Below are 22842 nucleotides of genomic sequence, written 5' to 3'. Positions count from 1 at the left end.
CGATGCCCCACCTGGTCATCCTCTACACCGCCAACCTCGACCGCCCGGTGGCCGAGGGCGGCAGCGACCTGGGCGCGCTGTGCCGCGCCCTGGCCGACACCCTGCTGGCCGCCCGTGACGAGGACGGCCGCGCCGTCTTCCCGCCCGGTGGCGTGCGCGTGCTGGCCTACCCGGCGGCGCACTGGGCGGTGGCCGACGGTGGCGCCGCCGGCCAGGCGGCCGGGCAGGGCGGGGACTACGCCTTCGCGTACCTGAACCTGCGCATGGGCCGCGGCCGCAGCGCCGCCGTCCACCGCGCGGTGGGACAGGCGCTGGAGGCCACCGCCCAGGCCCACTTCGCGCCGCTGCTGGCCACCCGGCCGATCGGCGTCACCCTGCAGATCGACGAAGGCCCCGAGGTCTTCGACGCCAAGCACAGCTCCCTGCACCCCTTGTTCAAGAAGGCCTGACCCATGCTGGACGACACCACCATCGCCGCGCTCGCCGCCGAGTTGCAGGCCTCGCAGGACCGCCGCGAGCCGGTCGAGCACTTCAGCAAGCGCTTCCCCGGCATGACGATCGAGGACGGCTACCGCGTCAGCCGCGCCTGGGTGCAGCGGCAGATCGGCGACGGCGCCCGGGTGATCGGCCACAAGATCGGCCTGACCAGCCGCGCGATGCAGATCAGCAGCCAGATCACCGAGCCCGACTACGGCACCCTGCTGGACCACATGCTCTACCGCTGCGAGGGCGAGGCGGTGCTCGACATCCCGGTGTCGGCCTTCATCGCGCCGCGGGTGGAGGTGGAGCTGGCCTTCATCCTGAAGGCGCCGCTGACCGGCCCGGACGTGACGGTGGAGCAGGTGCTGGACGCCACCGAGTACATCACCCCCGCGATCGAGATCATCGACGCCCGCATCGAGCAGTTCGACCGCCATACCCAGTTGATGCGCAAGGTCTTCGACACCATCAGCGACAACGCCGCCAACGCCGGCATCGTGCTGGGCGGCCAGCGCGTCGGCCCGCGCGCGGTGGACCGCGCCTGGTGCGGCGCCATCCTGCGCCAGAACGGCGTGGTCGAGGAAACCGGCCTGGCCGCTGGCGTGCAAGGCGACCCGGCCATCGGCATCGCCTGGCTGGCCAACAAGCTCGCGCCCTGGGGCGAGACCCTGCAGCCCGGCCACATCGTGCTGGCCGGCTCGTTCACGCGGCCGGTAGCCGCCCGGGCAGGGGACCTGTTTCAAGCCGACTACGGCCCGCTGGGGGTCCTGAACTTCCGTTTCGTCTGAGGGCCACACGATGACCGCATTCACCCGACCCGCACGCTTCAGCGAGGCCGAATGGGCCGCCCGCGTCCAGCTGGCCGCCTGCTACCGCATCTTCGCCCACCAGGGCTGGGCCGAGCTGATCTACAACCACATCTCCCTGAAGGTGCCCGATCAGGAGGGCCACTTCCTGATCAACCCCTTCGGCCTGCATTACAGCGAGGTCACCGCCAGCAACCTGGTGAAGGTGGACATCCAGGGCAACGTCGTCGGCCACAGCGACTGGCCGATCAACCCGGCCGGCTTCACCTTCCACGGCGCGATCCACGCCACCCTGCCCGAGGCCCACTGCGTGATGCACGTGCACACCACGCCCACGCTGGCGGTGTGCTGCACTGAGGAGGGCTTGAGCTACACCAACTTCTACGCCGCCCAGCTCTACGGCCAGGTGGCGTACCACGAGTTCGAAGGCATCACGGTGCACGCCGACGAGGGCGCCCGCATCCTGGCCTCCAGCCAGGGCAAGCCGGTGCTGCTGCTGCGCAACCACGGCCCGGTGGTCATCGGCCGCTCGCTGGCGCAGGCCTTCAACCTGATGTGGCTGGTGCAGCGCGCCTGCGAGGTGCAGGTGGCCTCGCAGGCCCTGGGCGCGCTGCGCCCGATCCCGGTGCCGGTGCTGGAGAAATGCGTGCGAGACTCGCTCAACTTCAACCCGAACTTCGGGGCCGGTGAGGACAGCTTTGCCGCCATGCAGCGCCTGATCGACCGCATCGACCCCGGCTACCGCGCATGAGCACACCCTCCCTGCACAAGGTCTGCGTCGTCGGCGTCGGCGCCATTGGCGGCGTCTTCGCCGCCTGGCTGGGCGCGCGCCTGCCCGCCGGCCGCCTCGCGCTCAGCGCCCTGGCCCGTGGCCAGACGCTGCGCACCCTGCAGGCCGAGGGCCTGAGCTGGGTGGACGCCAACGGCACCGAGCACCGCCAGCCGCTGGCCGCCACCGATGACGCCACCGCGCTGGGCCCGCAGGACCTGGTGATCGTCTCGGTCAAGGGCCCGGCGATGCCGGCCGTGGCCGCCCAGATCCGCCCGCTGCTGGGGCCCCACACCGTGGTGCTGGTGGCGATGAACGGGGTGCCCTGGTGGTTCTTCGACGGCCTGGGCGGCGAATGCGCCGGGCTGCAGCTCCGGGCGGTCGACCCCGAGGGCGCCACCGCCGCCGCGCTGCCGACCCGGCATGTGTTGGGGGGCGTGGTGCACGTCAGCGCGGCGTCGCCGCGGCCGGGCCGCATCGAGCGCATCAAGCACAACGCCCTGATCATCGGCGAGCCCGCCGGCGGCGACAGCCCGCGCCTGCAGGCCGTGGCCGCGCTGCTCGAGGGCGCCGGCTTCGCGGTCAAGCAGGCCGCCTGCATCCAGCAGGAGATCTGGTTCAAGCTCTGGGGCAACATGACCATGAACCCGGTCTCGGCGATCACCGGTGCGCCCTGCGACCGCATCCTCGACGACCCGCTGGTGCGCGGCTTCTGCAGCGCCGTCATGGGGGAGGCGCAGGCGATCGGCCGGCGCATCGGCTGCGGCATCGACCAGCAGCCTGAGGACCGCCATGCGATCACCCGCAGCCTGGGCTCGTTCAAGACCTCGATGCTGCAGGACGTCGAGGCGGGTAGGCCGGTCGAGCTCGACGCGCTGGTGGCCAGCGTGCGCGAGATCGGCCAGCACCTGGGCCTGGCCACGCCCAACATCGACGCGCTGCTGGGCCTGACCCGGCTGATGGCCCGCGAGCGCGGCCTCTACCCCAAGGCATGACGATGCAGATCCCCGCCAACACCTTCCGCAACGCGCTGCGCGCCGGCCGGCCGCAGATCGGCTGCTGGGTCGGCCTGGCCGAGGCCAACGCCGCCGAGCTGCTGGCCACCTGCGGCTACGACTGGCTGCTGCTGGACGGCGAGCACGCCCCCAACGACCCGCGCAGCGTGCTGGCGCAGCTGCGCGCGATCGCGCCGTACCCGGTGCATGGTGTGGTGCGCCCGGTGATCGGCGACGTGGCCCTGGTCAAGCAGTACCTGGACGTGGGCGCGCAGACCCTGCTGGTGCCGATGGTCGACACGGCCGAGCAGGCGGCGCAGATGGTGCGCGCCATGCGCTACCCGCCGCAGGGCATCCGCGGCATGGGCGCCGCGCTGGCCCGGGCCTCGCGCTGGAACCAGGTCGAGCAGTACGTGCAGCGCGCCAACGACGAGATGTGCCTGCTGGTGCAGGCCGAGACGGTCGAGGCGCTGCAGAACCTGCCGGCCATCGCCGCGGTGGACGGTGTGGACGGCGTGTTCTTCGGCCCGGCCGACCTGTCGGCCAGCATGGGCCACCCCGGCCAGCCGGCGCACCCGCAGGTGCAGGCCGCCATCCTGCAAGGCATGGCCACGGTGCGTGCCGCCGGCAAGGCGCCCGGCATCCTGGCCACAGACCCGGTGCTGGCGCAGCAGTACCTGGCCGCCGGCGCGCTGTTTGTGGCCGTGGCGGTGGACACCACGCTGTTGGTCAAGGCGGCCAGCGCGCTGGCGCGGCAGTTCAAACCTGAAGGGGGACCGCCGCCGCTGGCCGTCCCGGCGTCCGGCGGCTACTGAAGCCTGTGGTCAGGCGGGGTTACTCCGGATGCTGAACGGGCATTTGGTTCAGTAAATTAATTAAATGGGCGGTTCAAAGTGTGCAGCTGCCCGAGCCGGAGTCCTGACATGCCCCTGTCCCTGCCGCCGTTGCCGGCGCCGCCCCGCCGCGCGCGGACCCCTGAGCCGAGCCACCGCGCCCTGGCGTGTTGCAGCGGGGGCGCCACGGTCCTGCTGCTGTCGGCCTGCGCCGGCCTGGGCGCCGGCGGGGCGGGCGGTCATGGGGGCGAGGCGGTGGGGGCGCCGGCACGGCTGACGGCCGCCCAGCCCGCCGCCCTGTCCGGTGACTGCGCGGCCCTGGCCGCGCGTCTGGGGGATGCCCCCGGCGGCCTGCCCGGCCTCAAGGTCACCGGGGTGCAGGCCGTGGCCGCCGGCCCGGTCAAGACCGGCCCCAACACCCTCTCGGTGGCGGTGCCGGCGCATTGCCAGGTGCAGGGCCGGCTGCATGAGCGGGTCAGCCCGGTGGATGGCAAGCCTTACGCCATCGCCTTCGAGCTGCGCCTGCCCTTGAACTGGAACGGCCGCTTCTACCACCAGGTCAACGGCGGCATCGACGGCGTGGTGGTGCCCGCCTTGGGCGGCCTGGGTGGCGGTCCGCTGGCGCCGGCCCTGGCCCAGGGCTTCGCGGTGCTCAGCAGCGACGCGGGCCACCCCATCGCCTACGGCCCCTTCTTCGGCCTGGACCCGCAGGCCCGGCGCGATTACGGCTACCAGGCCGTGGGCAGCCTGACCCCGGTGGCCAAGGGCCTGATCGAGCGTGCCTACGGCAAAGCGCCGGACCGCAGCTACATCGGCGGCTGCTCCAACGGTGGCCGCCACACCCTGGTCGCCGCCGAGCGCTATGCCGACCAGTACGACGGCTACCTGGCCGGGGCCCCGGGCTACCGCCTGCCGCGCGCGGCCGTGGCCAACATCTTTGGCGCCCAGCAGTACGCCAAGGTGGCCACCGACCCCAAGGACCTGGGCAGCGCCTTCAACCCGGCCGAGCGCACGGCGCTTGCCCGGGCGGTGCTGGCCCGCTGCGACGCCCTGGACGGCGCCACCGACGGCCTGGTGCAGGACGTGGCCGCCTGCCAGCAGGCCTTTGACCTGCAGCGCGACCTGCCCACCTGCGCGGGTGAGGGCGCAGCCGACCGCACCGGCCAATGCCTGACCCGCGGACAGAAGGCGGCGGTGGCGGCCATCTTCCGCGGCGCCGTCACCTCCCGGGGTGAGGCCATCTACGCGCCCTTCCCCTGGGACGCCGGCCTGGGCGCGCCCGGCGTGGCCTTCTGGGAGTTCAATGCCTCGCTCCACCTCGATTCCGGGGCGGTGGGCGCCATTTTCCAGGTGCCCCCGGTGCAGCCTGCCGGCTTCAACGGCCCGGCCTTCAGCCTGAACACGCCGGTGGACACGCTGGTCGCCGGCATCCAGGCCCGCAACACCACCTACCCCGAGGACAGCCTGAGCTTCATGACCCCACCGGACCTGGGTGGCCTGGAAAAGATTCGCGCCCGTGGCGGCAAGGTCATGCTCTACCACGGGGTGAGCGACGCGATCTTCTCCTGGCACGACACGGTGGCCTGGCAGCAGGCGGCTGACCAGCGCACCGGCGGCCGGTCGGCCCAGTTCACCCGCCTGTATGCCGTGCCGGGCATGGGCCACTGCTCGGGCGGCCCGTCGACCGACCAGTTCGACCTGCTCAGCGCCCTGGTGGCCTGGGTGGAGCAGGGCCAGGCGCCCGGTGCCGTGCCCGCGCAGGCCCGCGGCCCCGGCAACCCCGGCGGTGCCAATGCCGACCTGCCGCCGGACTGGGCCGCCAGCCGCAGCCGGCCGCTGTGTCCCCATCCGCAGGTGGCCCGCTACCGCGGCACTGGCAGCCTGGAGGAGGCCGGCAGCTTCACCTGCCGCTGATCCGCCCCCTCGGTCGTCCCCGTCCTGCCGCGCCCGCCCGTTGCTTTGCGACGGGCGGGCGTTGTGCTTTCTGGAGGGGTGTTTTCGGGCATATCGTTCAGCAAGTTAATCGTCAAGATGGTTTTCGTGGGTTTTGGTCGTTTAAATAGTTAAGTAGATTAATGAACCGGACAGTACAAAAGTCAAGAACGTTGACGATTCCGGACGCGATCGGTTCCACAGGAGACATCCCCATGCGCAAATTTGCTTCCCCCGCCGCCGCCCCGGCGGCACGCCCTTGGGCCAAGGCTGGCGTGCCGCTGGCCCTGGCCGTGGCCACCCTGGCCGCCTGTGGCGGGGGTGACGACGACGACACGCCGCCCCAGCTGGCCGCGGCCCAACCCGCCAACCTGTCGGGTGATTGCGCGGCCCTGGCCACCCGCCTCAGCGGCCTGGCCCACACGGCCATCACCAGCGCCGAGGCCGTGGCCGCCGGCACCCTCACGGTTGGTGGCAAGGCGGTGCCGGCGCACTGCCTGGTCAAGGGCAAGATGCACGAGCGCGTGAGCCCCGTGGACGGCAAGACCTACGCCATCGGCTTCGAGATGCGCCTGCCGCTGGCCTGGAACGGCCGTTTCTTCCACCAGGCCAATGGCGGCCTGGACGGCAGCGTGCTGACCGCCACCGGCGCCACCGGTGGCGGGCCGGTGACGCACGCCCTGGCCCAGGGCTTCGCGGTGCTCAGCTCCGATGCCGGCCACCCGGGCAGCATGGGCCCCTTCTTCGGCCTGGACCCCCAGGCGCGGCTGGACTACGGCTACCAGGCGGTGGGCAAGCTCACGCCCATGGCCAAGTCCCTGATCCAGACGGCGTATGGCAAGGCGCCGGACCGCAGCTACTTTGGTGGCTGTTCCAACGGCGGCCGCCACACCCTGGTGGCCGCCGCCCGCTATCCCGACCAGTACGACGGCTACCTGGCCGGTGCCCCCGGCTACAACCTGCCCAAGGCGGCGGTGGCCAACATCTTTGGCGCCCAGCAGTACATGAAGGTCAGCGGCACCACCAGCGCCGACCTCTCCGCCGCCTTCACCACCGCCGAGCGCAAGATGGTGTCGGCCCAGGTGCTGGCCAAGTGCGACGCCCTGGACGGCGCCACCGACGGCCTGATCCAGGACGTGGCCGCCTGCCAGAAGGCCTTCAACTTCGAGCGCGACGTGCCCACCTGCAGCGGTGAGCGCGACGGCACCTGCCTGAGCGCCGAGCAGAAGACGGCCATCGGCCCGATCTTCAGCGGCGCGGTCACTTCCACCGGCGCGGCGGTCTACAGCAGCTTCCCGTTTGATGCCGGCCTGGGCGTGGGCAACACCGCCACCTGGGAGTTCACCGCGCCGATCCAGCGCGACTCTGGCGCCGTGGGCTTTGTCTTCAAGACCCCGCCGGCCGATGCGGCCACCTTTGACGGCACCGCCTTCACGCTCAACAGCTCGATCGACACCCTGGTGACCCAGATCCACGCCACCAACGCCACTTACACCGAGTCGGGCATGGGCTTCATGACGCCGCCCAACCCCACCCAGCTGCAGGCGGTGCGCAACCGCGGCGCCAAGATCATGGTCTACCACGGGGTGAGCGACGCCATCTTCTCGTACCAGGACACGGTGACCTGGTACGAAGGCGTGCAGGCGCGCCACGGTGGCCGCGCCGATGACTTCGCCCGCCTGTACCCGGTGCCCGGCATGGGCCACTGCTCGGGGGGCAATGCCACCGACCAGTTCGACATGCTCAGCGCCCTGGTGGCCTGGGTGGAGCAGGGCCACGCGCCCGACCAGGTCATCGCCCAGGCCCGTGGCACCGGCAATGCGGGTGGCGTGAACGCCGACGTGCCCGCCGACTGGGCGGCCGACCGCAGCCGCCCGCTGTGCCCCCACCCCAAGGTGGCGCGCTACAACGGCAGCGGCAGCCTGGACCTGGCCACCAGCTTCAGCTGTCGCTGAAGGCCGGCCCGTGGTGCCGGGTCTGCCCGGCGCCGGCCCTCCGGGCTTCAGGCTTTGGGGTGGCAGGGCACAAGAAAAAGGGGCTGCCCCGTGAAGGGCAGCCCCTGCAAAGACCCGGGCGCACGTCGCTCGCTTGCCATGTTCCAGTCGCACCGGGTGCAGGTGAACCCGACAGATCAGCCCCAACGCATCCACCCCTAGACACTCAGCTGACCTGCCGCCCCTCTGGCCTGACACCGGAGGATGAGCCGTTACAGCACGAGTCGTGCCAGGCGCTACGCCAGGGGCCCGCCCCGTGGCGGTGGCCTGCAGGCCACCGCCAAGACCGGAAGAACGGTTGCCACCGTGGCGGACGGACCGGAAAGCCGACCGTGTCTCGCCGCCGTGGGCGTTGTCTCACCACTTCATCTCGCCCTTGGCCACCTTGGCGCCAATGTCCAGGGCCAAGGTCAGCCCGGCGCCGGGATAGGCCTGGCGCATGGCGGCGTTCAGGGCGGCGGCGTCAGCGGCACGGGCCGCCTCGGCCTCAAAGCGGCGCAGGTAGGCCTGGGTGTGGGCGATGGAGGTCAGGTCCAGCGGGGTGCCCGCGGCCATGTGGCCCGGCACCACCACCGCCGGTCGCAGGGCCAGCATCTCGTCCAACTGGGCCGTCCAGGCTTGGCGCTCGGCCAGGGTTTGGGTGTCGGCCGTCCACACGTGCAGTTGACCAAACACCCCCAGCGCGCCCACCACCGCCCGCAGCGAGGGCACCCACACATAGGGCCGGTGGGCCAGCAGCCCCGTGGTGCCGCGCAGCTCCACCGCCTGGCCGTCCACCAGCAGGGTGGTGCCGGTCAAGGCCTCGGGCAGCACCGGCTGCCGGGGGGCGTTGGCGCCCAACTTAGGGCCCCAGAAGGCCAGCTTGGCGACCATCTTGGCCTGGATCTTCTCGCGCACGGCCGGTGTGCTCACCACCCGCGCCTGCGGAAACAGCGCCTGCAGCGTTTCGGTGCCGAAGTAAAAGTCTGGGTCGGCCTGGCTCACCAGGATGGTGGTGAGCGGCTTGCCGGACTCCAGCACCAGGGCGGCAATGCGCAGCGCGTCGGCCCGGCTGAACCCGGTGTCGATCAGCAGCGACTCGGTGGAGCCGCTCAGCACCACCGCATTCACATGGAAGCTGCCCGCCTCGGTGTTGTGCACCCGCAGGCTCAGGGCGGCTGGCGTGGCCGGGGCGGCAGGAGCCTGTGCGGCGGCGGGCCCGGCGGCCACCACCCCCAGGGTGAAGGCGGCGGTGGCGCGGCGGATCCAGTTCAGGGCGGAGGTCATGGGCAGGTCCTTTCAGCAGGGGTTCAACACGGTGCAGGCACTGTATTGATGCGTGATGCGGCCATAAACTGCGCGTCGGTGGATTTTCTATTGCATGAATCGTTGAAATGGACCGACTGACTGCTGCCCAGGTGTTTGTGGAAGTGGCCGACAGCGGCAGCCTGACCCGGGCCGCCGAACGGTTGGACATGTCGGCCGCCATGGTCAGCCGCTACCTGGCTGCGGCGGAGGACTGGCTGGGGGCGCGCCTGCTGCACCGCACCACCCGCCGCATCAGCCTGACGGAGGCGGGGCAGACCGCGCTGGCCAGCACCCGGGCCTGGCTGGAACTGGCCGAGGACATGCGCCAGCGCGCCGGCGATGGCCGCCGCGAGCCCCAGGCCCGGCTGCGGGTGAGCACCTCGGCCTCGTTTGCCGACGCCCAGCTCACCGCGGCGGTGGTGGACTTTCGGGCCCTGCACCCCCGGGTGCAGGTGGAGCTGCTGGCCAGCGACCGTGCGGTGGACCTGGTGGAAGACCGCATCGACCTGGCCGTGCGCATCAGCCGGCAGCTGGACCCAGCGCTGCTGAGCCGGCCGCTGGCGGTGTGCCGCTCGGTGTTGTGTGCCGCGCCGGGTTATGTGACCCGCCACGGCCTGCCCCGTACCCCGGCAGAGCTGGCCGACCACCGGCACCTGACCCATGCACACGGCAGCGGCACCACCTACCGCCTGGCGCCGGTGCCGCCGGCGCAGGGCCCTGTCAGCACGGTGGGTGTGCAGGGGGAGCTGGCCACCAACGAGACCGCGGTGCTGCGCCGGGCTGCGCTGCTGGGCGCGGGCATCGCCATGCTGCCCACCTACTACGTGGCCGAAGACCTGGCCCGCGGGGCCCTGGTGCGCCTGCTGCCCGACCATGAGCCCGAGGTCCTGGGCGTGTACGCCGTGTACCTCAGCCGCCGCCATCAGCCCCTGGCCCTGCGGCTGCTGGTGGACTTTCTGGCCGCGCGCTTTGGCGGGCCGGTGGCCCCCTGGGATCGGCCCGCCGAGGCCTGAGCTTTGCGAGGCAGGGCGGACCGCGAGTCCGGGGCCGGAAACAAGGCCGAAGCAGGCGCTGCCTAAGATGCGGCCCTGCGGGTCCGGCGCAGCCGCTGGCCCGCACGCCCTTGGATTGCCTGCCATGCCCCTGCCCCCTCTCTCCCGCCGCCACGGCCTGGCCTTGCTGGCCAGCGCTGCGCTGGCCGCCTGCGGCGCCACGCCGTCCACCACCCCGGCCGCGGACGCCGCCGCCCGGCTAGACCCCCATGCCCCGCGCCCACCTGACCTGAGCGCGCCTGAGCTGCAACTGCGCTTTGACGCCAGCCGCTTCACCCCCATGACGGTGCAGGTCAACGGGCTGGCGCTGGCGGTGCGGGCCTATGAAGGCCTGCCCACCGTCACCCGGCCGGTGGAGCCGGCCTACCAGGTCTTGAACCTCTACATCCCCGAGGCCTACTTCCAGGGCGGCGCGGTGGGCCGCTACACGGCGCAGACCGCGCCCATCTTTCTGCCCAATGCGGTGGGGGGCTACCTGCCGGCACGGCCCGGCACGCCGGCCGGGCGCAGCGGGCCGCCCCCCGGGGCCGCGTCGGCGCCTGGTGGCCCCCCCACCGGCGGCCCGCCGGGAGCAGGCCCGGGCGGCAACGGCCCCAGCACCATCGCCCAGGCCCTGGCCCACGGTTATGTGGTGGCCTCACCGGGCGTGCGCGGGCGCACCCTGCGTGCGACCGATGGCACCTGGACCGGCAAAGCCCCCGCGGCCCTGGTGGACCTGAAGGCCGCTGTGCGCTGGCTGCACTTCAACGCAGGCCGCCTGCCCGGCGGCCGGGCCGACCGCATCGTCTCCAATGGCACCAGTGCGGGCGGTGCGCTCTCCGCCTTGCTGGGTGCCAGTGGTGGCAGCATGGCCAGGCAGGCCGAACTGCAGGCCGCAGTGCAGGCCGAACTACAGGCTTTGGGCGCCGCGCCCGCCCCAGACCCCATCTTCGCCGTCTCGGCCTATTGCCCCATCACGCACCTGGCCCATGCCGACGAGGCCTACGAGTGGCAGTTCCAAGGGGTGCACGACTACCGCCGCATCGACATCACCATGCTGGACCACGCGGTGCAGCGCCGAGAGGTGCCGGGCACCCTCAGCCCGGCGCAGCAGGCCCTCTCGGCCGAGCTGGCGGCGGCCTTCCCGGCGCATGTCAACGGCCTGGGCCTGAAGGACGAGGCGGGCCGCCCCCTTACCTTGGCCGCCGATGGCAGCGGCCCCTTGCGTGACGCGGTGGTGGCCCAGGTGCTGGCCTCGGCGCAGCGCGCGCTGGCCACCGGGCAGTCGCTGGCCGGGCGGACTTGGCTCACGGTGGAGGGGGGGCGTGTCACCGGCCTGGACTGGGAGGCCTACCGGCGCGCCCTGGGCCGCCTGAAGGTGACACCGGCTTTTGACGATGTGGCCCTGGGCAGTGGCGAGAACCAGCTCTTTGGCGATGCGCGCACCGACAAGCGCCACTTCACCGCCTGGGCTCTGGCGCGCAGTACCGTGCCCGGCGCCACGGCGGCCGACGCCGCCACGGTGGACCGCATGGACGCTGTGGTGCAGCTGCTGCGGTCCGACGCCGGCAGCGTGCCGGCGCCGCACTGGCGCATCCGCCACGGCACGCAGGACAAGGACACCGCCCTGGCCGTCCCCGTGCTGCTGGCCGCCGCCGCCCGCCACCGCGGCCTGTCTGTGGACCTGGCCCTGTCCTGGGACCGGCCGCACAGTGGTGACTACGACCTGCCCGAGCTGTTCGACTGGATCGACCGCACCGTGGCGGCCGCCCGCTGAGGCACCGCCAGCGGCCCTCAGTCGCCCCGGCAGCTGAAGCTGCGCTCGTCTTCCGGGTCGCCCTGCCCGTTGTAGTGGGCATGCTGCGGCCAGGGGCACAGCGGCCGGCTGCGGCCCGGGAACACGCGGGTGCCCCGGGCGGTGATGCGGGCCGGGGCCCGGCCGTCCTCCACCCAGTCCACCAGGGCCTGCAAGCCGTCAAAGCTGTCGGTGGCCGCGCCGCCACTGCAATGGCCCATGCCGGGGACGAGGAACAGGCGCGAGAAGTCGTCCAGGCCCGCGCCGTGCACCGCGCGCATGCGCTGGTGGTAGTCCACCGTCTCATGGGCCGAGAAGATGGCGTCGGCCATGCCGTGGGCCAGCAGCAGCTTGCCGCCCCGGGCCTTGAAGCCGGTCAGGGCCACGTCGTCGGCGGTGTTGAACATCCAGGCGTGGGCGTCCATGCGGGCCGGGTCGCGGTCAAAGTCAAAGCGGTAGAGGCTCAGGCCCCGGTCGGGCGGGGTGACGAAGTAGCCCTGCAGCGCATCCTGCATCAGGAACACATGGCGTGAGTCGGCTTGGGCGGTGGGTGAGCGGCCCAGCTTCCAGGCGCGCCAGTCGTTGGCCGGGTGGCCGATGCCGGCATCCCAGGGCCAGCCGAAGTAGAGCGCCCGGCCCTGGCTGTCGCGGGCGCCGGCAAAGATGCGCTGCAGCGCGCCCACCTGCGGGGCGGACAGGCACTGCTCGGTCTTGGCGCCACGGCACTGCAGCGCGGCGGGGTCAAAGCGGCAGGCTGCCGGGTGAGACACCAGCCCGTCGGCCAGGCCGTCCTGCGCGTCGCAGGCTTGCAGGATGCCGTCCCGCAGCCGGGCCAGGTCGGCATCACTCAAGGCCTGGCTGAGCACTGGCTGGCCGTCCCCGCCCTTGGGGGCAATGGCCTGCAGGGCCTGGGTGTCCCAGGCTGCGGCGATGGTGGCGCCCTTGGACACACGCATGGCCGGGGCGATGGCCAGCACGCCGTCAAAGTGCTGTGGAAAGCGCTGCGTCATCATCATCGCCTGGCGCCCGCCACCCGAGCAGCCGATGAAGTAGCTGCGCGCCGCCGGCTGGGCGTAGGCGCCCTGCACCAGGGCCTTGGCCAGGGTGGCCACCCGGTCATGCGCCGCATAGGCGTTGTCCACCCGGGCCTGGGGGTCAAAGCCAAAGTCGGCCGTGGGCTTTTGGTGGCCGGCATCGGTGCTGACCACAGCAAAACCCCGGTTCAGGGCATAGCCCGGCGCGGCCTGGTGGCCCACGGCGGGGCGCACGACGCCGTCGTTGCCGCCGCCGCCTTGGTAGAGCAGGCGGCCGTTCCAGTCGGCCGGCAGGCGCAGCTCAAAGCCAATGTGGTAGGGCTGGCCGTCGATGCCGGTGCGCTCGGCCATGCGGCCGGCCAGGCGGCAGTGGGCCGCCAGCAGCGGCCCGTCCGCCTGGCCAGGGGGGCGCTGGGCCTGCGCGGGGATCCACTCGGCCTGCAGGGTGAGGCCGGGCTGGGCGGGGGCCAGCCGCGTGGCCAGGCCGGCGCAGGCGCTGGCGTCCAGCACGGCAGGCGCGGCGGCGGCCGGGCCGGCCAGGGCGGTGCCCAGCAGCGCCAGGGCGGTGGCCAAGCGCAGGGGCGTGCCCGGCGCGTCAGCGCGCAGGGTGGGGCGGGCGGTGGTGGGGCGGGGCATCGGTGGTCTCCGTGTTCTTCTCAGGAGGGCCGATGGTGCCGCCATGGGGCGCACCGGCCTGTCATCCCACAGGAGGACAGGCAAGGGGCGCTGTGGACGGGGTGGCTGGCGCCGCCGCCCCAGGCCGCCAGCTGCAGAAAGCGGCGGCCTGGGGTCGTGGGCCGCAGGGTGGGTGGCGGGCAGACCGGGCGCATCGACGGTTCTTCTTCGGGCGCTGAGGTGCGGCGGCCAGGTCCCTTGCCTGGCGACCGGTTCCTCCTGAGTCCCGCGCCGTCATCGCCCGGACCGGGCCGGCTCCTGAGCGTGTTGGCCCACAGGCAAGGCCCGCCATTGGGCCGTGAGTGCTGTGCCGCGCAGGGCGCCGGGTACGGTTTCGGGGGCGGTCAGCAGGCCCAGCCAAGCCACGGGTGTCGCCGTGTCGCGGGCCGCCCCCGCTTCTGCTCCAGCCGTGCGGTCTTGCTGTGTGGCCGACAACCAGGGCAGCGGGGCTGCCTGGGGCAAGCGTGCCAGCCACAGGCCGGTGCCAGGGGCCCGTTGGGTGGGGTGTGGTTCGTCGGCGCAAGTGACCACGGTGGGGGCCGTCATCAGCCGGGCCAATTGGGCCTGTGCCATGGCAAAGGCCACCGGCTCTGCCGGCACGGCGCACACCCAGCGGGTGACTTGGCGCAGGGCTGGGCGCATGGCGCGGCTGGCGGGGGTGGGCTCGCGCAGCAGGCGCTGGTAGGCGGGCTCGTCCAACACGGCGGCGTCGCGCAAGCCGTAGAGGGTGAAAAAGCGCGGGCCGCGTGCGGCGTCGGCCCGTGCCCAGCGCAGGCCCCAGTGCAGGCCAGGGACGGTGCAGCGCTCGGGCACGTGCTCGTGGCGGTGCCAGTGCTCATAGTCGGCCAGGCGCGTGGGGTCCACGTCGTTCCACAGGGCCAGCACGGCGCCAATGGGCGCCCAGCCGGGCGGCAGGGCGGCGCAGGGCGCGTCAGCCATGGGCGGGCTCCGCGGGCGCCGTGGGGGCTGGTGGGCACAGCACCACCTTGGTGGCCTGCTTCCCATGGGCCAGGGCAAAGCCCTCCAGCCCACGGGCCAGGGGCAGCACGTGGCTGACCATGGGTGCCAGCGTCTCGGCCTCGGTGGCCAGCCACGCCAGCACCTCGGGCCAGGCCGCCTCCTGGGGGCGGAAGGAACCGCGCAGCTGCTGCTCGCGCCGCACCAGGGTGGTCAGGTCCAGCGGCAGCGGTGTGGCGTGGATGCCCGTGACCACCAACGCGCCGCGCCGACGCAGCAAGGGCAGGGCCTGGGTGATGGTGGCGGGCACGCCGGTGGCCTCCACCACCAGGTCAAAGGGCGCGCCGCCGGTGTGCGGGTGCACCGCCTCGGCCAGGGGCTGGCGGGCCACGTCCACCAGGGCGTCAAAACCCATGTCGCGCAGGGCCTGCAGGCGCGGGCCGTCGTCAAAGCCGCTCACCACCACCTGGGCGGCGCCCGCACGCCGGGCCAGCAGGGCCACGCCTTGGCCAATGGTGCCGGGGCCCATCACCAGCACCCGCTGGCCGGCCACGGGCCCGGCCACCTGCAGCGCCTGCCAGGCGATGGACAGGGGCTCGGCCAGGGTGGCCAGGGCGTCGGGCAGGCCAGGGGGCACGGGCACGCAGTTGCGTTCGGGCACCAGCACCCAGGGGGCAAAGGCGCCAGGGCGGGTCATGCCCAGGCCGGTGCGGGTCTCGCAGGCATCAGGCTGGCCGGCGGTGCAGGCCGCGCAGGTGCCGCACACCACCGAGGGGCGCACCACCACACGCTGCCCGTCCAGCCGGCCGCCGTGCACGCGGCCCACAAACTCATGGCCCAGCGTCACCGGCAGGCGCGGCGCGATGAAGTGGTAGCTGGGGGTCCAGTCGTCCACATGCAGGTCACTGCCGCAGATGCCGGTGGCCAGCACCTGCACCAAGGCTTGGCCCGGGCCCGGCGGGCCGGGGGGCGCCACGTCGGCCAGCGTCAGGCCCGGGGCGGGGGAGGTCTTTTGAAGGGCGAGCATGGGGTGGGGCTTCAGTCGATGGTGATGCCCACCTTGCGGATGACGGCGCCCCACTTGCGGGACTCGTCCTGGATGAAGCCGCGGAAAGCGGCCGGCGTGCCGCCGCCCACCACCAGGCCCTGCTTGGCCAGGGCTTCGCGCACGGCGGGCTGTTGCAGCACGGCGTTGACGTCGGCGTTCACGCGCTCCACTACCGCAGCCGGGGTGCCGGCGGGCACGAACAGGCCATTCCAGGCCAGGGCCTCAAAGCCGGGCAGACCGGACTCGGCCAGGGTGGGCAACTGGGGCAGGCTCTCCATGCGCTTGGCGCCGGTGGTGGCCAGCAGGCGTACCCGGCCGCCCTGGATCAAGGGCATCAGGGGCGGCTCCACGGTGATGAGCATCTGCGTCTCGCCTGCGGCCAAGGAGGTGACGGCTGGCGGGGAGCCGCTGTAGGGCACATGCACCGCATCCACCCCGATTTGGCTGAGCATCAACTCGGCCGCCAGGTGCGAGGAACTGCCGTTGCCGACGGAGGCATAACTCAGGCGGCTGCCTTCCTTGCGCGCCCAGGCCAGGAACTCGGGCAGGCTGCGGGCGGGGTGGTCGGCACGCACGGCCAGCACATTGGGTTGTGAGGTGGTCAGCACCACCGGCAGCAGGTCACGTTCGGGCTGGTAGGGCAGGCGCTTATAGAGGAAGGGCGCGAAGGCGATGGGACCGTTGAAGCCAATGCCCAGGGTGTGGCCGTCGGCCGGGGCCTTGGCCACGGCGTCCATGCCCAGCGTGCCGCCGGCGCCGGCGCGGTTCTCCACCACCAGGGGCTGGCCCCAACGGGCGCGCAACGGCTCGGCCAGGGTGCGCACGATGCCGTCCAGCGAGCAGCCGGCGGGGCAGGGCACGATAACCTTGACGGGCTTGTCAGGCCAGGCGGCGTGGGCGCTGGGGGCCAGGGCGGCGCAGGCCAGGGTCAGGGCGGTGGCCAACAGGCGGGTCAGGCCGTGGCGGCGGCGGGTGTACATGCTTGTCTCCTTCGTACAGGTCGGTCCTGATGTCCCGCGACGGCAGGGCATCAGGGCTGGATTGTTCGAAGGCTGGAGCAGAACTTCAAAGATTGATGAAATATGTCATCCATACGTTAAACGTATGGCTTTGGGTCTTGGTCCGCGCCATCAGGTCGTCAATGCAGGTGCGCACCGCCCGGGTGAGGTGGCGGCCCGGGCAGGATGCGCACGGCGATGTCGACGTCGTCGCGCAGGGGCTCCACCCGGGTCTCGAACGGTTGGTGGAAGACAAGACCCTCAGCCCCTTGGCCGCCGGTCTCTGGCCGACACCCGCGCGCCGCGGGCTCCCGACGCCCCAGTGCGCCGGGTGCGGGATCTGGCCGTGGCCGACCCCGCCGCCACAAAAAAAAAGGCCCGCGTGCGGCGGGCCCCTGCTGCTGCTTGCGTCGCCCCGAAGGCGCGCGCGCCTCAGCGCGCCGCGCTTTGCACGGGCAGGACCTGCCAGAAGACGTGGGCCTTGGCGCTCTCCTTGCCGGCGCGCACCTGGAAGACCATGTCATTGGTGCCGGTCACCAGCTGGCTGGACAGGCCGGTGCAGCGCACCGCGTGGCCCGTGATGGCACCGCTGGCGTCCACCAGCGCCTGCGTGCTGCGGCAGGCAGCGCTCACGTCCACCCCGTTGAGCTTGGCGCTCAGGGTGTAGGCCGACAGCACGCTGGCCGGGGCCGAGATGATGGTGGCCACGTCAAAGCTGGTGCCCGCGGGCAGCACTGCACCGCGGGGCGGGAACACCTCCAGCTGGGCACTGAAATCGCTGGCGTTCTGCAGCGACTTGCGCTCGACGGCGGTCATGCCGTCCACGTCCGGGTTGCTGCTCAGGGACTGGGCCAGTTCGCTGGCCAGGGCCCGGGTGGTGGCCTGGATGGCGTAGGTGCGGTAGCAGTACTTCTTGCCTGCCTTGACGGCCGGCGTCAAGAACGACCAGCTCAGGGCGTCTTCTGAGAGCGTCATGTCCTGCGTGTGGGTGCCGTACAGGTGGACCAGGCTGGGGTCGCCAAAGCCGTCGCCGTCATCGGTGCCCAGGGCGCCACGCAGCCCGGCGGGCAGTGGGTAGGTGAGGGTGCCACCGTCAGAGCCCAGGTTGGTTTGCAGGGCCAGCGTGACCCCCGCCACCGTGGAGGTGCCGGTGTTTTCCACACAGTCCACATAACGCAGGTAGTCCGCCCCGCTCACCCGCAGGCCCGTCGGCACGTAGACCGTGCGTGTCACCCGCAGGCCGGCCATTTCGGTGGCCAGGTAGAGGGTGCGTCCGTCGGCTGAGACGGTGCCTGCGGCCACGACCTCTTGGCCATTGACCGAGAGTCTGTACGCGCCGTCATAGGCATCGTTCGTGCCGTCGCCGATGACGCCGTTGGCATTGTCGATGTCCCAGAAAAAGCCGTTTGCGCCGGAGACGAAGTGGGCTTGGGCGCCGAGGGCGCAAAGCAGCAGGCCGGCGGACGCCAGCGTCCGCGCAAAGTTCTTCATGATGGATCCCTGGTCAATGTGGGTAGATGCCGAGGCGCGGGGGCGGTGGGCGTACCGGCCTCATGCGCCCCCCATTCTTTGGGGGGCGGCGGATCTTAGGCCTGTGGAGAGGGGGAATCCGTGGGGGCCCTAGTTCATGGGGGCGTGGGGCCGCTCTTCAGCGGGTGCCCCTTGCGTCAGGGGACCCAGGCCCGCGTCGCCTTGGCGCAGCGGGCCAGGTGACGCCGGGCAGTCATCCCGCCGCTAAGCCGGACGCTGGGCCCGCGCCAACAGGTAGTCGATGCAGGTGCGCACCGCCCGGGTGGGGTGGCGGTTGGGCAGGGTCAGCATGACCATGCGGGTGCCGAAGATGCTCAAGCGGTAGTCGTCCAGCGTGGTCACCACCTCGCCGCTGGCGATCACGTCGTCGACCACGTAGTCGGGCAGCAGGCCCAGGCCCAGGCCGGCCAGGACGCACTGGCGCAAAAAGGGGTAGTGGTCGGAGATGAGGGTAGGGGTCAGCTGCACCTCTTCGCGCTGTTCACCCCGGTAGCCGCGCAGCGAAAGTGGGCGGCCCACCACGGTGGCTGTCACCACCGGCAGGGTGGCCAGTTCGGCCAGCTGGGTGGGCAGGCCGTGGGCGTCGGCGTACGTTTTGGCGGCGCAGGCCAGGTAGCGCACCGTGCCCATGTCGCGCGCCACCAGTTGCTGTGGCGGCTCGGGCAGGATGCGCACGGCGATGTCCACGTCGTCGCGCAGGTTGTCCACCCGGTTTTCAAACACCACGTCCAGCACGATGCCGGGGTAGAGGGCCTTGAAGTCGATCAGCCAGTGCGACATGACCATCTGCCCGTAGCCGCTGGGCACGCTGATGCCCACGCGGCCCTGCAGGCCCTGGCCCAGGCTGGTGATGGTCTCCTGCGCCGCGCGCATCTCGTTTTGGATGTTGCGGCCGTGTTCGTACAGGCGCAGCCCCAGCTCGGTGGGCTCCACCCGCCGCGTGGTGCGGCGCACCAGCTGCACGCCGGTCTGCTTCTCCAGCTGCGCCAGGTGGTAGCTGACGTTGGCGCGGGTCATCTTCAGCTTGCGTGCCACCTGGCTCAGGTTGCCGCAATCAATGATTTCCACCAGCAGGTTCAGGGCTTGGATGTCCATGGTGGTGTCAAAACGGGTTTGACAGTTCGTCAGAAAGTTTTGAGATTGTAAAAAGACGAGGCCGTGAGAAGAATGGGCCCCAAGGCGGTGCCCTGTTCATGCCGCCACAAGAACCGCCAGGAGACGACACATGGCCCAGGACACCCAGGCCCCCGCCCCAGAGGTCAGCACGGCCCAGCACGGCCCCGTGCGGGTGGTCACGATCCACAACCCGCCCGTCAACGCCCTGAGCGCCGCCGTGCGCCGTGGCCTGTTCGACGCCATCGAGCAGGCCGACGCCGCGCCCGAGGTGCAGGCGGTGCTGATCGTCAGCGAGGGCAAGACCTTCATCGCCGGGGCCGACATCCGCGAGTTCGGCAAGCCCCCGGTGCCCCCGGCGCTGCCGGACGTGTGCCAGCGCATCGAGTCGTGCACCAAGCCGGTGGTGGCCTGCCTGCAGGGCGCGGCGCTGGGCGGTGGGCTGGAGGTGGCGCTGGGCGCCCACTACCGCCTGGCCTTCGCCGCCGCCCAGCTGGGCCTGCCCGAGGTGGCGCTGGGCCTGATGCCCGGCGCCGGCGGCACCCAGCGCGCCCCGCGCCTGATGGGCGTGAAGGCCGCCGCCGAGCTGATGCTCAGCGGCAAGCCCATCAGCGCCGCCGCCGGCGTCAAAGCCGGCTTGATCGACCAGCTGGTGGGCGACGAGACCCTCAGCCCCCTGGCCGCCGGCCTGGCTTACACCCAGGCACTGCTGGCCCAGGGCGCCCCGGTGCGCCGGGTTTGCGATCTGGCCGTGGCCGAGCCCGCCGCCGCCCTGGCCACGCTGGACGCGCTGGCCGAAGACACCGCGAAGAAGTCCCGCGGCCTGTTCTCGCCGCAGAAGATCATCGAAGCGGTGCGCGCCGCGGTGGCGCTGCCCTTTGCCGAGGGCATGGCGCTGGAGCGCCGCCTGTTCCTGGCCTGCATCGACAGCCCGCAGCGCGCCGGCCTGATCCACGCCTTTTTTGCCGAGCGTGAGGTGGCCAAGGTGCCCGAGGCGCGTGGCGCCACCCCGCGCCCGGTGGCGCGCGTGGCCGTCATCGGCGGCGGCACCATGGGCGCCGGCATCGCCGTGGCGGCACTCGACGCCGGCCTGCCGGTGGTGATGGTGGAGCGTGATGACGAAGCCATCGCCCGCGGCGTGGCCAACGTGAGCAAGGTCTATGACGGTCTGGTCGCCAAGGGCCGCCTGAGCGAGGCGCAAAGAGCCGCCACCCTGGCCCGCTTCACCCCCACCACCCGCTACGCCGACGTGGCGGACGTGGACCTGGTGATCGAGGCGGTGTTCGAGGACCTGGAGGTCAAGAAGGCCGTGTTCCGCCAGCTGGACGCCGTGTGCCAACCTGGCGCCGTGCTGGCCACCAACACCTCCTACCTGGACATCGACGCCATCGCCGCCGCCACCGGCCGCCCGCAGGATGTGATCGGCCTGCATTTCTTCAGCCCGGCGAACATCATGAAGCTGCTGGAGATCGTGGTGCCGGCCCGGGTGAGCGCCGACGTGGTGGTCACCGCTTTCGAGCTGGCCAAGCGCCTGAAGAAGGTGCCGGTGCGCGCGGGGGTGTGCGACGGTTTCATTGGCAACCGCATCCTGGCCACCTACAAGCAGGCCGCCGACCACCTGATGGAGGACGGCGCCAGCCCGTATGAGATTGACGCCGCCGTGCGCAGCTTCGGCTACCCCATGGGCCCCTGCCAGGTGACCGACCTGGCCGGTGGTGACATCGGCTGGGCCACGCGCAAGCGCCGCGCCGCCACGCGTGACCCCCGTGCGCGTTACGTGGAGATCGCCGACCGCCTGTGCGAGCGTGGCTGGTTTGGCCAGAAGACCGGCCGCGGCTTCTACCTCTACCCGCAGGGCGCCCGCACCGGCCAACCCGACCCCGAGGTGCTGGCCATCGTGGACGCCGAGCGCACCCGCAAGGGCATCACGCCCCGCGCCTTCACGCCCGAGGAGATCCTCAGCCGCTACCTGGCGGCCATGGTCAACGAAGGCGCCAAGGTGCTGGCCGACGGCATCGCGCTGCGCCCGTTGGACATCGACGTCACCTTCGTCCACGGCTACGGCTTTCCGCGCCACCGCGGCGGCCCCATGAAGTACGCCGACACCGTGGGTCTGCCCCAGATCCTGGCGGATTTGCGCCGCTTTGCCGAAGAAGACCCGCTGTTCTGGCAGCCCGCGCCGCTGCTGGAACAGCTGGTGGCCGAGGGCCGCAACTTCGACAGCTTGAACCGCCCCGCGGACTGACACCGCCCTCGCTCGACGCGCCCTGCGCGGTCACGCCTGACGTGGCCGCGCGGCCGGGCCGCGTCCGCCTGCCACCCCAATTCCCTGCCAAAGAAGCCACCCCATGCGCCAAGCCGTCATCGTCTCCACCGCCCGCACGCCGCTCGTCAAGTCGCACCGCGGCGAGTTCAACATCACCCCCGGGCCCACGCTGGCCAGCTTTGCCGTGAAGGCCGCCGTGGCGCGCGCCGGCATCGACCCCGCGCTGATCGAAGACGCCGTGCTCGGCTGCGGCTACCCCGAAGGCATCACCGGCCGCAACGTGGCCCGCCAGACGGTGGTGCGTGCCGGCTTGCCACTCAGCATCGGCGGCACCACCGTCAACCGCTTCTGCGCCTCGGGCTTGCAGGCCATCGCCATCGCGGCGGGGCGCATCGTGGTGGATGGCGCGCCGGCCATGATTGCCGGCGGCGTGGAGAGCATCTCGGGCATCCGCTCGCGCCAGGACGGTGCCAGCGGCCTGGACCCCTGGATCGTGGCCCACAAGCCCGCGCTCTACATGGAGATGATCGACACCGCCGATGTGGTGGCCCGCCGCTACGGCATCTCCCGCGAGGCACAAGACCGCTTCTCGGTGGAGAGCCAGCGCAAGGTGGCCGAGGCGCAAGCCGCCGGCCGTTATGCCGAGGAGATCGTGTCCGTCACCACCCCCATGGCCGTGACCGACAAGGCCACCGGCGCCGTCACCCAGCAAGAAGCCACGGTGGACCGCGACACCTGCAACCGCGTGGGCACCACCTACGAGTCACTCGCCAAGCTGGCCCCGGTGAAGGGCCCGGCGCAGTTCATCACCGCCGGCAATGCCTCGCAACTCTCCGACGGCGCCAGCGCCTGCGTGCTGATGGAGGCCACCGAGGCCGAGCGCCTGGGCCTGCAGCCGCTGGGCGCCTTCCGGGGCATGGCGGTGGCCGGTTGTGAACCCGATGAAATGGGCATCGGCCCGGTCTACGCCGTGCCCAAGCTGCTGCAGCGCCACGGCCTGACGGTGCAGGACATCGACCTGTGGGAGCTGAACGAGGCCTTCGCCTCCCAGGCCATCTATTGCCAACAAACCCTGGGCATTCCCGATGAACGCCTGAACGTGGACGGCGGCGCCATCGCCATTGGCCATCCCTTTGGCATGACCGGCGCCCGCCTGGCCGGCCACCTCCTGCTGGAAGGCCGGCGCCGCAAGGCCCAGGGCCAGCGCGTGAAGTGGGGCGTGGTGACCATGTGCATTGCCGGTGGCATGGGCGCCGCCGGCCTGTTCGAAATCTTCTGACCCCAGCGCAGGAACCCCGC

18 protein-coding genes are annotated in these 22842 nt (G+C 71.9%); 11 read left to right on the top strand and 7 right to left on the bottom strand.

Annotated features, from left to right (window positions below; all coding sequences use genetic code 11):
• The first annotated feature begins 2 nt into the window (after positions 1 to 2).
• From G3A44_RS14935 to G3A44_RS14905, 7 genes are all read left to right on the top strand, one after another.
• The gene (locus G3A44_RS14935; protein ID WP_163458398.1) at positions 3 to 449 is read left to right on the top strand and encodes a 5-carboxymethyl-2-hydroxymuconate isomerase; all 447 of its coding nucleotides are present in this window, start codon (positions 3 to 5) and stop codon (positions 447 to 449) included.
• A gap of 3 nt (positions 450 to 452) precedes the next feature.
• Entirely contained in the window at positions 453 to 1268 is an 816-nt protein-coding gene (gene hpaH, locus G3A44_RS14930) for a 2-oxo-hept-4-ene-1,7-dioate hydratase (protein ID WP_163458396.1), read from the top strand.
• A 10-nt stretch (positions 1269 to 1278) separates the two neighbouring features.
• Positions 1279 to 2037, top strand: coding sequence for a class II aldolase/adducin family protein (locus G3A44_RS14925; RefSeq protein WP_163458394.1), 759 nt, complete (start codon positions 1279 to 1281; stop codon positions 2035 to 2037).
• A gap of 11 nt (positions 2038 to 2048) precedes the next feature.
• Entirely contained in the window at positions 2049 to 3050 is a 1002-nt protein-coding gene (locus tag G3A44_RS14920) for a 2-dehydropantoate 2-reductase (protein WP_203561434.1), read from the top strand.
• Positions 3047 to 3865 carry a 4-hydroxy-2-oxoheptanedioate aldolase gene (hpaI, locus tag G3A44_RS14915; RefSeq protein ID WP_310734386.1) on the top strand — a complete coding sequence of 273 codons (819 nt, stop codon included), beginning with the start codon at positions 3047 to 3049 and terminating at the stop codon, positions 3863 to 3865. The genes G3A44_RS14920 and hpaI overlap by 4 nt, the downstream gene beginning before the upstream one ends.
• A gap of 108 nt (positions 3866 to 3973) precedes the next feature.
• Positions 3974 to 5797, top strand: a complete 1824-nt coding sequence (locus G3A44_RS14910; protein ID WP_163458390.1) for a tannase/feruloyl esterase family alpha/beta hydrolase — start codon at positions 3974 to 3976, stop codon at positions 5795 to 5797.
• 233 nt (positions 5798 to 6030) lie between these two features.
• Positions 6031 to 7770 carry a tannase/feruloyl esterase family alpha/beta hydrolase gene (locus G3A44_RS14905; protein WP_163458388.1) on the top strand — a complete coding sequence of 580 codons (1740 nt, stop codon included), beginning with the start codon at positions 6031 to 6033 and terminating at the stop codon, positions 7768 to 7770.
• Between the two features lie 396 nt (positions 7771 to 8166).
• Here the strand turns inward: G3A44_RS14905 and G3A44_RS14900 are convergent, their stop codons facing one another.
• Complete coding sequence (locus tag G3A44_RS14900) at positions 8167 to 9075, bottom strand: MBL fold metallo-hydrolase (RefSeq protein WP_163458387.1); 909 nt, start codon at positions 9073 to 9075, stop codon at positions 8167 to 8169.
• 107 nt (positions 9076 to 9182) lie between these two features.
• On the opposite strand from G3A44_RS14900, the gene G3A44_RS14895 reads away from it, so the two are divergent.
• Positions 9183 to 10109, top strand: coding sequence for a LysR family transcriptional regulator (locus G3A44_RS14895; RefSeq protein ID WP_163458385.1), 927 nt, complete (start codon positions 9183 to 9185; stop codon positions 10107 to 10109).
• Positions 10110 to 10233: 124 nt separating this feature from the next.
• The gene (locus G3A44_RS23605; protein ID WP_239061894.1) at positions 10234 to 11904 is read left to right on the top strand and encodes a subtype B tannase; all 1671 of its coding nucleotides are present in this window, start codon (positions 10234 to 10236) and stop codon (positions 11902 to 11904) included.
• Between the two features lie 17 nt (positions 11905 to 11921).
• Here the strand turns inward: G3A44_RS23605 and G3A44_RS14885 are convergent, their stop codons facing one another.
• From G3A44_RS14885 to G3A44_RS14860, 6 genes are all read right to left on the bottom strand, one after another.
• A complete protein-coding gene (locus G3A44_RS14885; protein ID WP_163458383.1) occupies positions 11922 to 13592 on the bottom strand; it encodes a tannase/feruloyl esterase family alpha/beta hydrolase in 1671 nt (556 codons plus the stop codon).
• 273 nt (positions 13593 to 13865) lie between these two features.
• Positions 13866 to 14570, bottom strand: a complete 705-nt coding sequence (locus G3A44_RS14880; protein ID WP_163458381.1) for a hypothetical protein — start codon at positions 14568 to 14570, stop codon at positions 13866 to 13868.
• Positions 14563 to 15615, bottom strand: coding sequence for a zinc-dependent alcohol dehydrogenase (locus tag G3A44_RS14875; RefSeq protein ID WP_163458379.1), 1053 nt, complete (start codon positions 15613 to 15615; stop codon positions 14563 to 14565). The genes G3A44_RS14880 and G3A44_RS14875 overlap by 8 nt, the downstream gene beginning before the upstream one ends.
• An 11-nt stretch (positions 15616 to 15626) precedes the next feature.
• Entirely contained in the window at positions 15627 to 16616 is a 990-nt protein-coding gene (locus G3A44_RS14870) for a Bug family tripartite tricarboxylate transporter substrate binding protein (RefSeq protein ID WP_163458377.1), read from the bottom strand.
• A 450-nt stretch (positions 16617 to 17066) separates the two neighbouring features.
• Entirely contained in the window at positions 17067 to 18125 is a 1059-nt protein-coding gene (locus G3A44_RS14865; RefSeq protein ID WP_163458376.1) for a hypothetical protein, read from the bottom strand.
• A gap of 243 nt (positions 18126 to 18368) precedes the next feature.
• A complete protein-coding gene (locus tag G3A44_RS14860; protein ID WP_163458374.1) occupies positions 18369 to 19259 on the bottom strand; it encodes a LysR family transcriptional regulator in 891 nt (296 codons plus the stop codon).
• A gap of 130 nt (positions 19260 to 19389) precedes the next feature.
• Between G3A44_RS14860 and G3A44_RS14855 the strand changes: the two genes are divergently transcribed.
• Positions 19390 to 21522, top strand: coding sequence for a 3-hydroxyacyl-CoA dehydrogenase NAD-binding domain-containing protein (locus G3A44_RS14855; RefSeq protein ID WP_163458372.1), 2133 nt, complete (start codon positions 19390 to 19392; stop codon positions 21520 to 21522).
• A gap of 103 nt (positions 21523 to 21625) precedes the next feature.
• Complete coding sequence (locus G3A44_RS14850; protein WP_163458370.1) at positions 21626 to 22822, top strand: acetyl-CoA C-acyltransferase; 1197 nt, start codon at positions 21626 to 21628, stop codon at positions 22820 to 22822.
• The last annotated feature ends 20 nt before the right edge of the window (positions 22823 to 22842 follow it).

Source organism: Ideonella livida, from assembly GCF_010499455.1.
Lineage (GTDB): Bacteria > Pseudomonadota > Gammaproteobacteria > Burkholderiales > Burkholderiaceae_C > Ideonella > Ideonella livida.
The sequence above is the reverse complement of the archived record's forward strand: the minus strand, read 5'-3'. Positions and strand labels throughout refer to the sequence as shown.

Excerpts from the sequence above, each read along its gene's own strand:
- G3A44_RS14850 (WP_163458370.1), top strand. The coding sequence starts at position 21,626 with ATGCGCCAAGCCGTCATCGTCTCCACCGCCCGCACGCCGCTCGTCAAG.
- G3A44_RS14865 (WP_163458376.1), bottom strand. The coding sequence starts at position 18,125 with ATGAAGAACTTTGCGCGGACGCTGGCGTCCGCCGGCCTGCTGCTTTGC.
- G3A44_RS14905 (WP_163458388.1), top strand. The coding sequence starts at position 6,031 with ATGCGCAAATTTGCTTCCCCCGCCGCCGCCCCGGCGGCACGCCCTTGG.
- G3A44_RS23605 (WP_239061894.1), top strand. The coding sequence starts at position 10,234 with ATGCCCCTGCCCCCTCTCTCCCGCCGCCACGGCCTGGCCTTGCTGGCC.
- G3A44_RS14880 (WP_163458381.1), bottom strand. The coding sequence starts at position 14,570 with ATGGCTGACGCGCCCTGCGCCGCCCTGCCGCCCGGCTGGGCGCCCATT.
- G3A44_RS14935 (WP_163458398.1), top strand. The coding sequence starts at position 3 with ATGCCCCACCTGGTCATCCTCTACACCGCCAACCTCGACCGCCCGGTG.
- G3A44_RS14900 (WP_163458387.1), bottom strand. The coding sequence starts at position 9,075 with ATGACCTCCGCCCTGAACTGGATCCGCCGCGCCACCGCCGCCTTCACC.
- G3A44_RS14860 (WP_163458374.1), bottom strand. The coding sequence starts at position 19,259 with ATGGACATCCAAGCCCTGAACCTGCTGGTGGAAATCATTGATTGCGGC.
- hpaH (WP_163458396.1), top strand. The coding sequence starts at position 453 with ATGCTGGACGACACCACCATCGCCGCGCTCGCCGCCGAGTTGCAGGCC.
- G3A44_RS14870 (WP_163458377.1), bottom strand. The coding sequence starts at position 16,616 with ATGTACACCCGCCGCCGCCACGGCCTGACCCGCCTGTTGGCCACCGCC.
- G3A44_RS14875 (WP_163458379.1), bottom strand. The coding sequence starts at position 15,615 with ATGCTCGCCCTTCAAAAGACCTCCCCCGCCCCGGGCCTGACGCTGGCC.
- G3A44_RS14855 (WP_163458372.1), top strand. The coding sequence starts at position 19,390 with ATGGCCCAGGACACCCAGGCCCCCGCCCCAGAGGTCAGCACGGCCCAG.
- hpaI (WP_310734386.1), top strand. The coding sequence starts at position 3,047 with ATGACGATGCAGATCCCCGCCAACACCTTCCGCAACGCGCTGCGCGCC.
- G3A44_RS14885 (WP_163458383.1), bottom strand. The coding sequence starts at position 13,592 with ATGCCCCGCCCCACCACCGCCCGCCCCACCCTGCGCGCTGACGCGCCG.
- G3A44_RS14925 (WP_163458394.1), top strand. The coding sequence starts at position 1,279 with ATGACCGCATTCACCCGACCCGCACGCTTCAGCGAGGCCGAATGGGCC.
- G3A44_RS14910 (WP_163458390.1), top strand. The coding sequence starts at position 3,974 with ATGCCCCTGTCCCTGCCGCCGTTGCCGGCGCCGCCCCGCCGCGCGCGG.
- G3A44_RS14895 (WP_163458385.1), top strand. The coding sequence starts at position 9,183 with ATGGACCGACTGACTGCTGCCCAGGTGTTTGTGGAAGTGGCCGACAGC.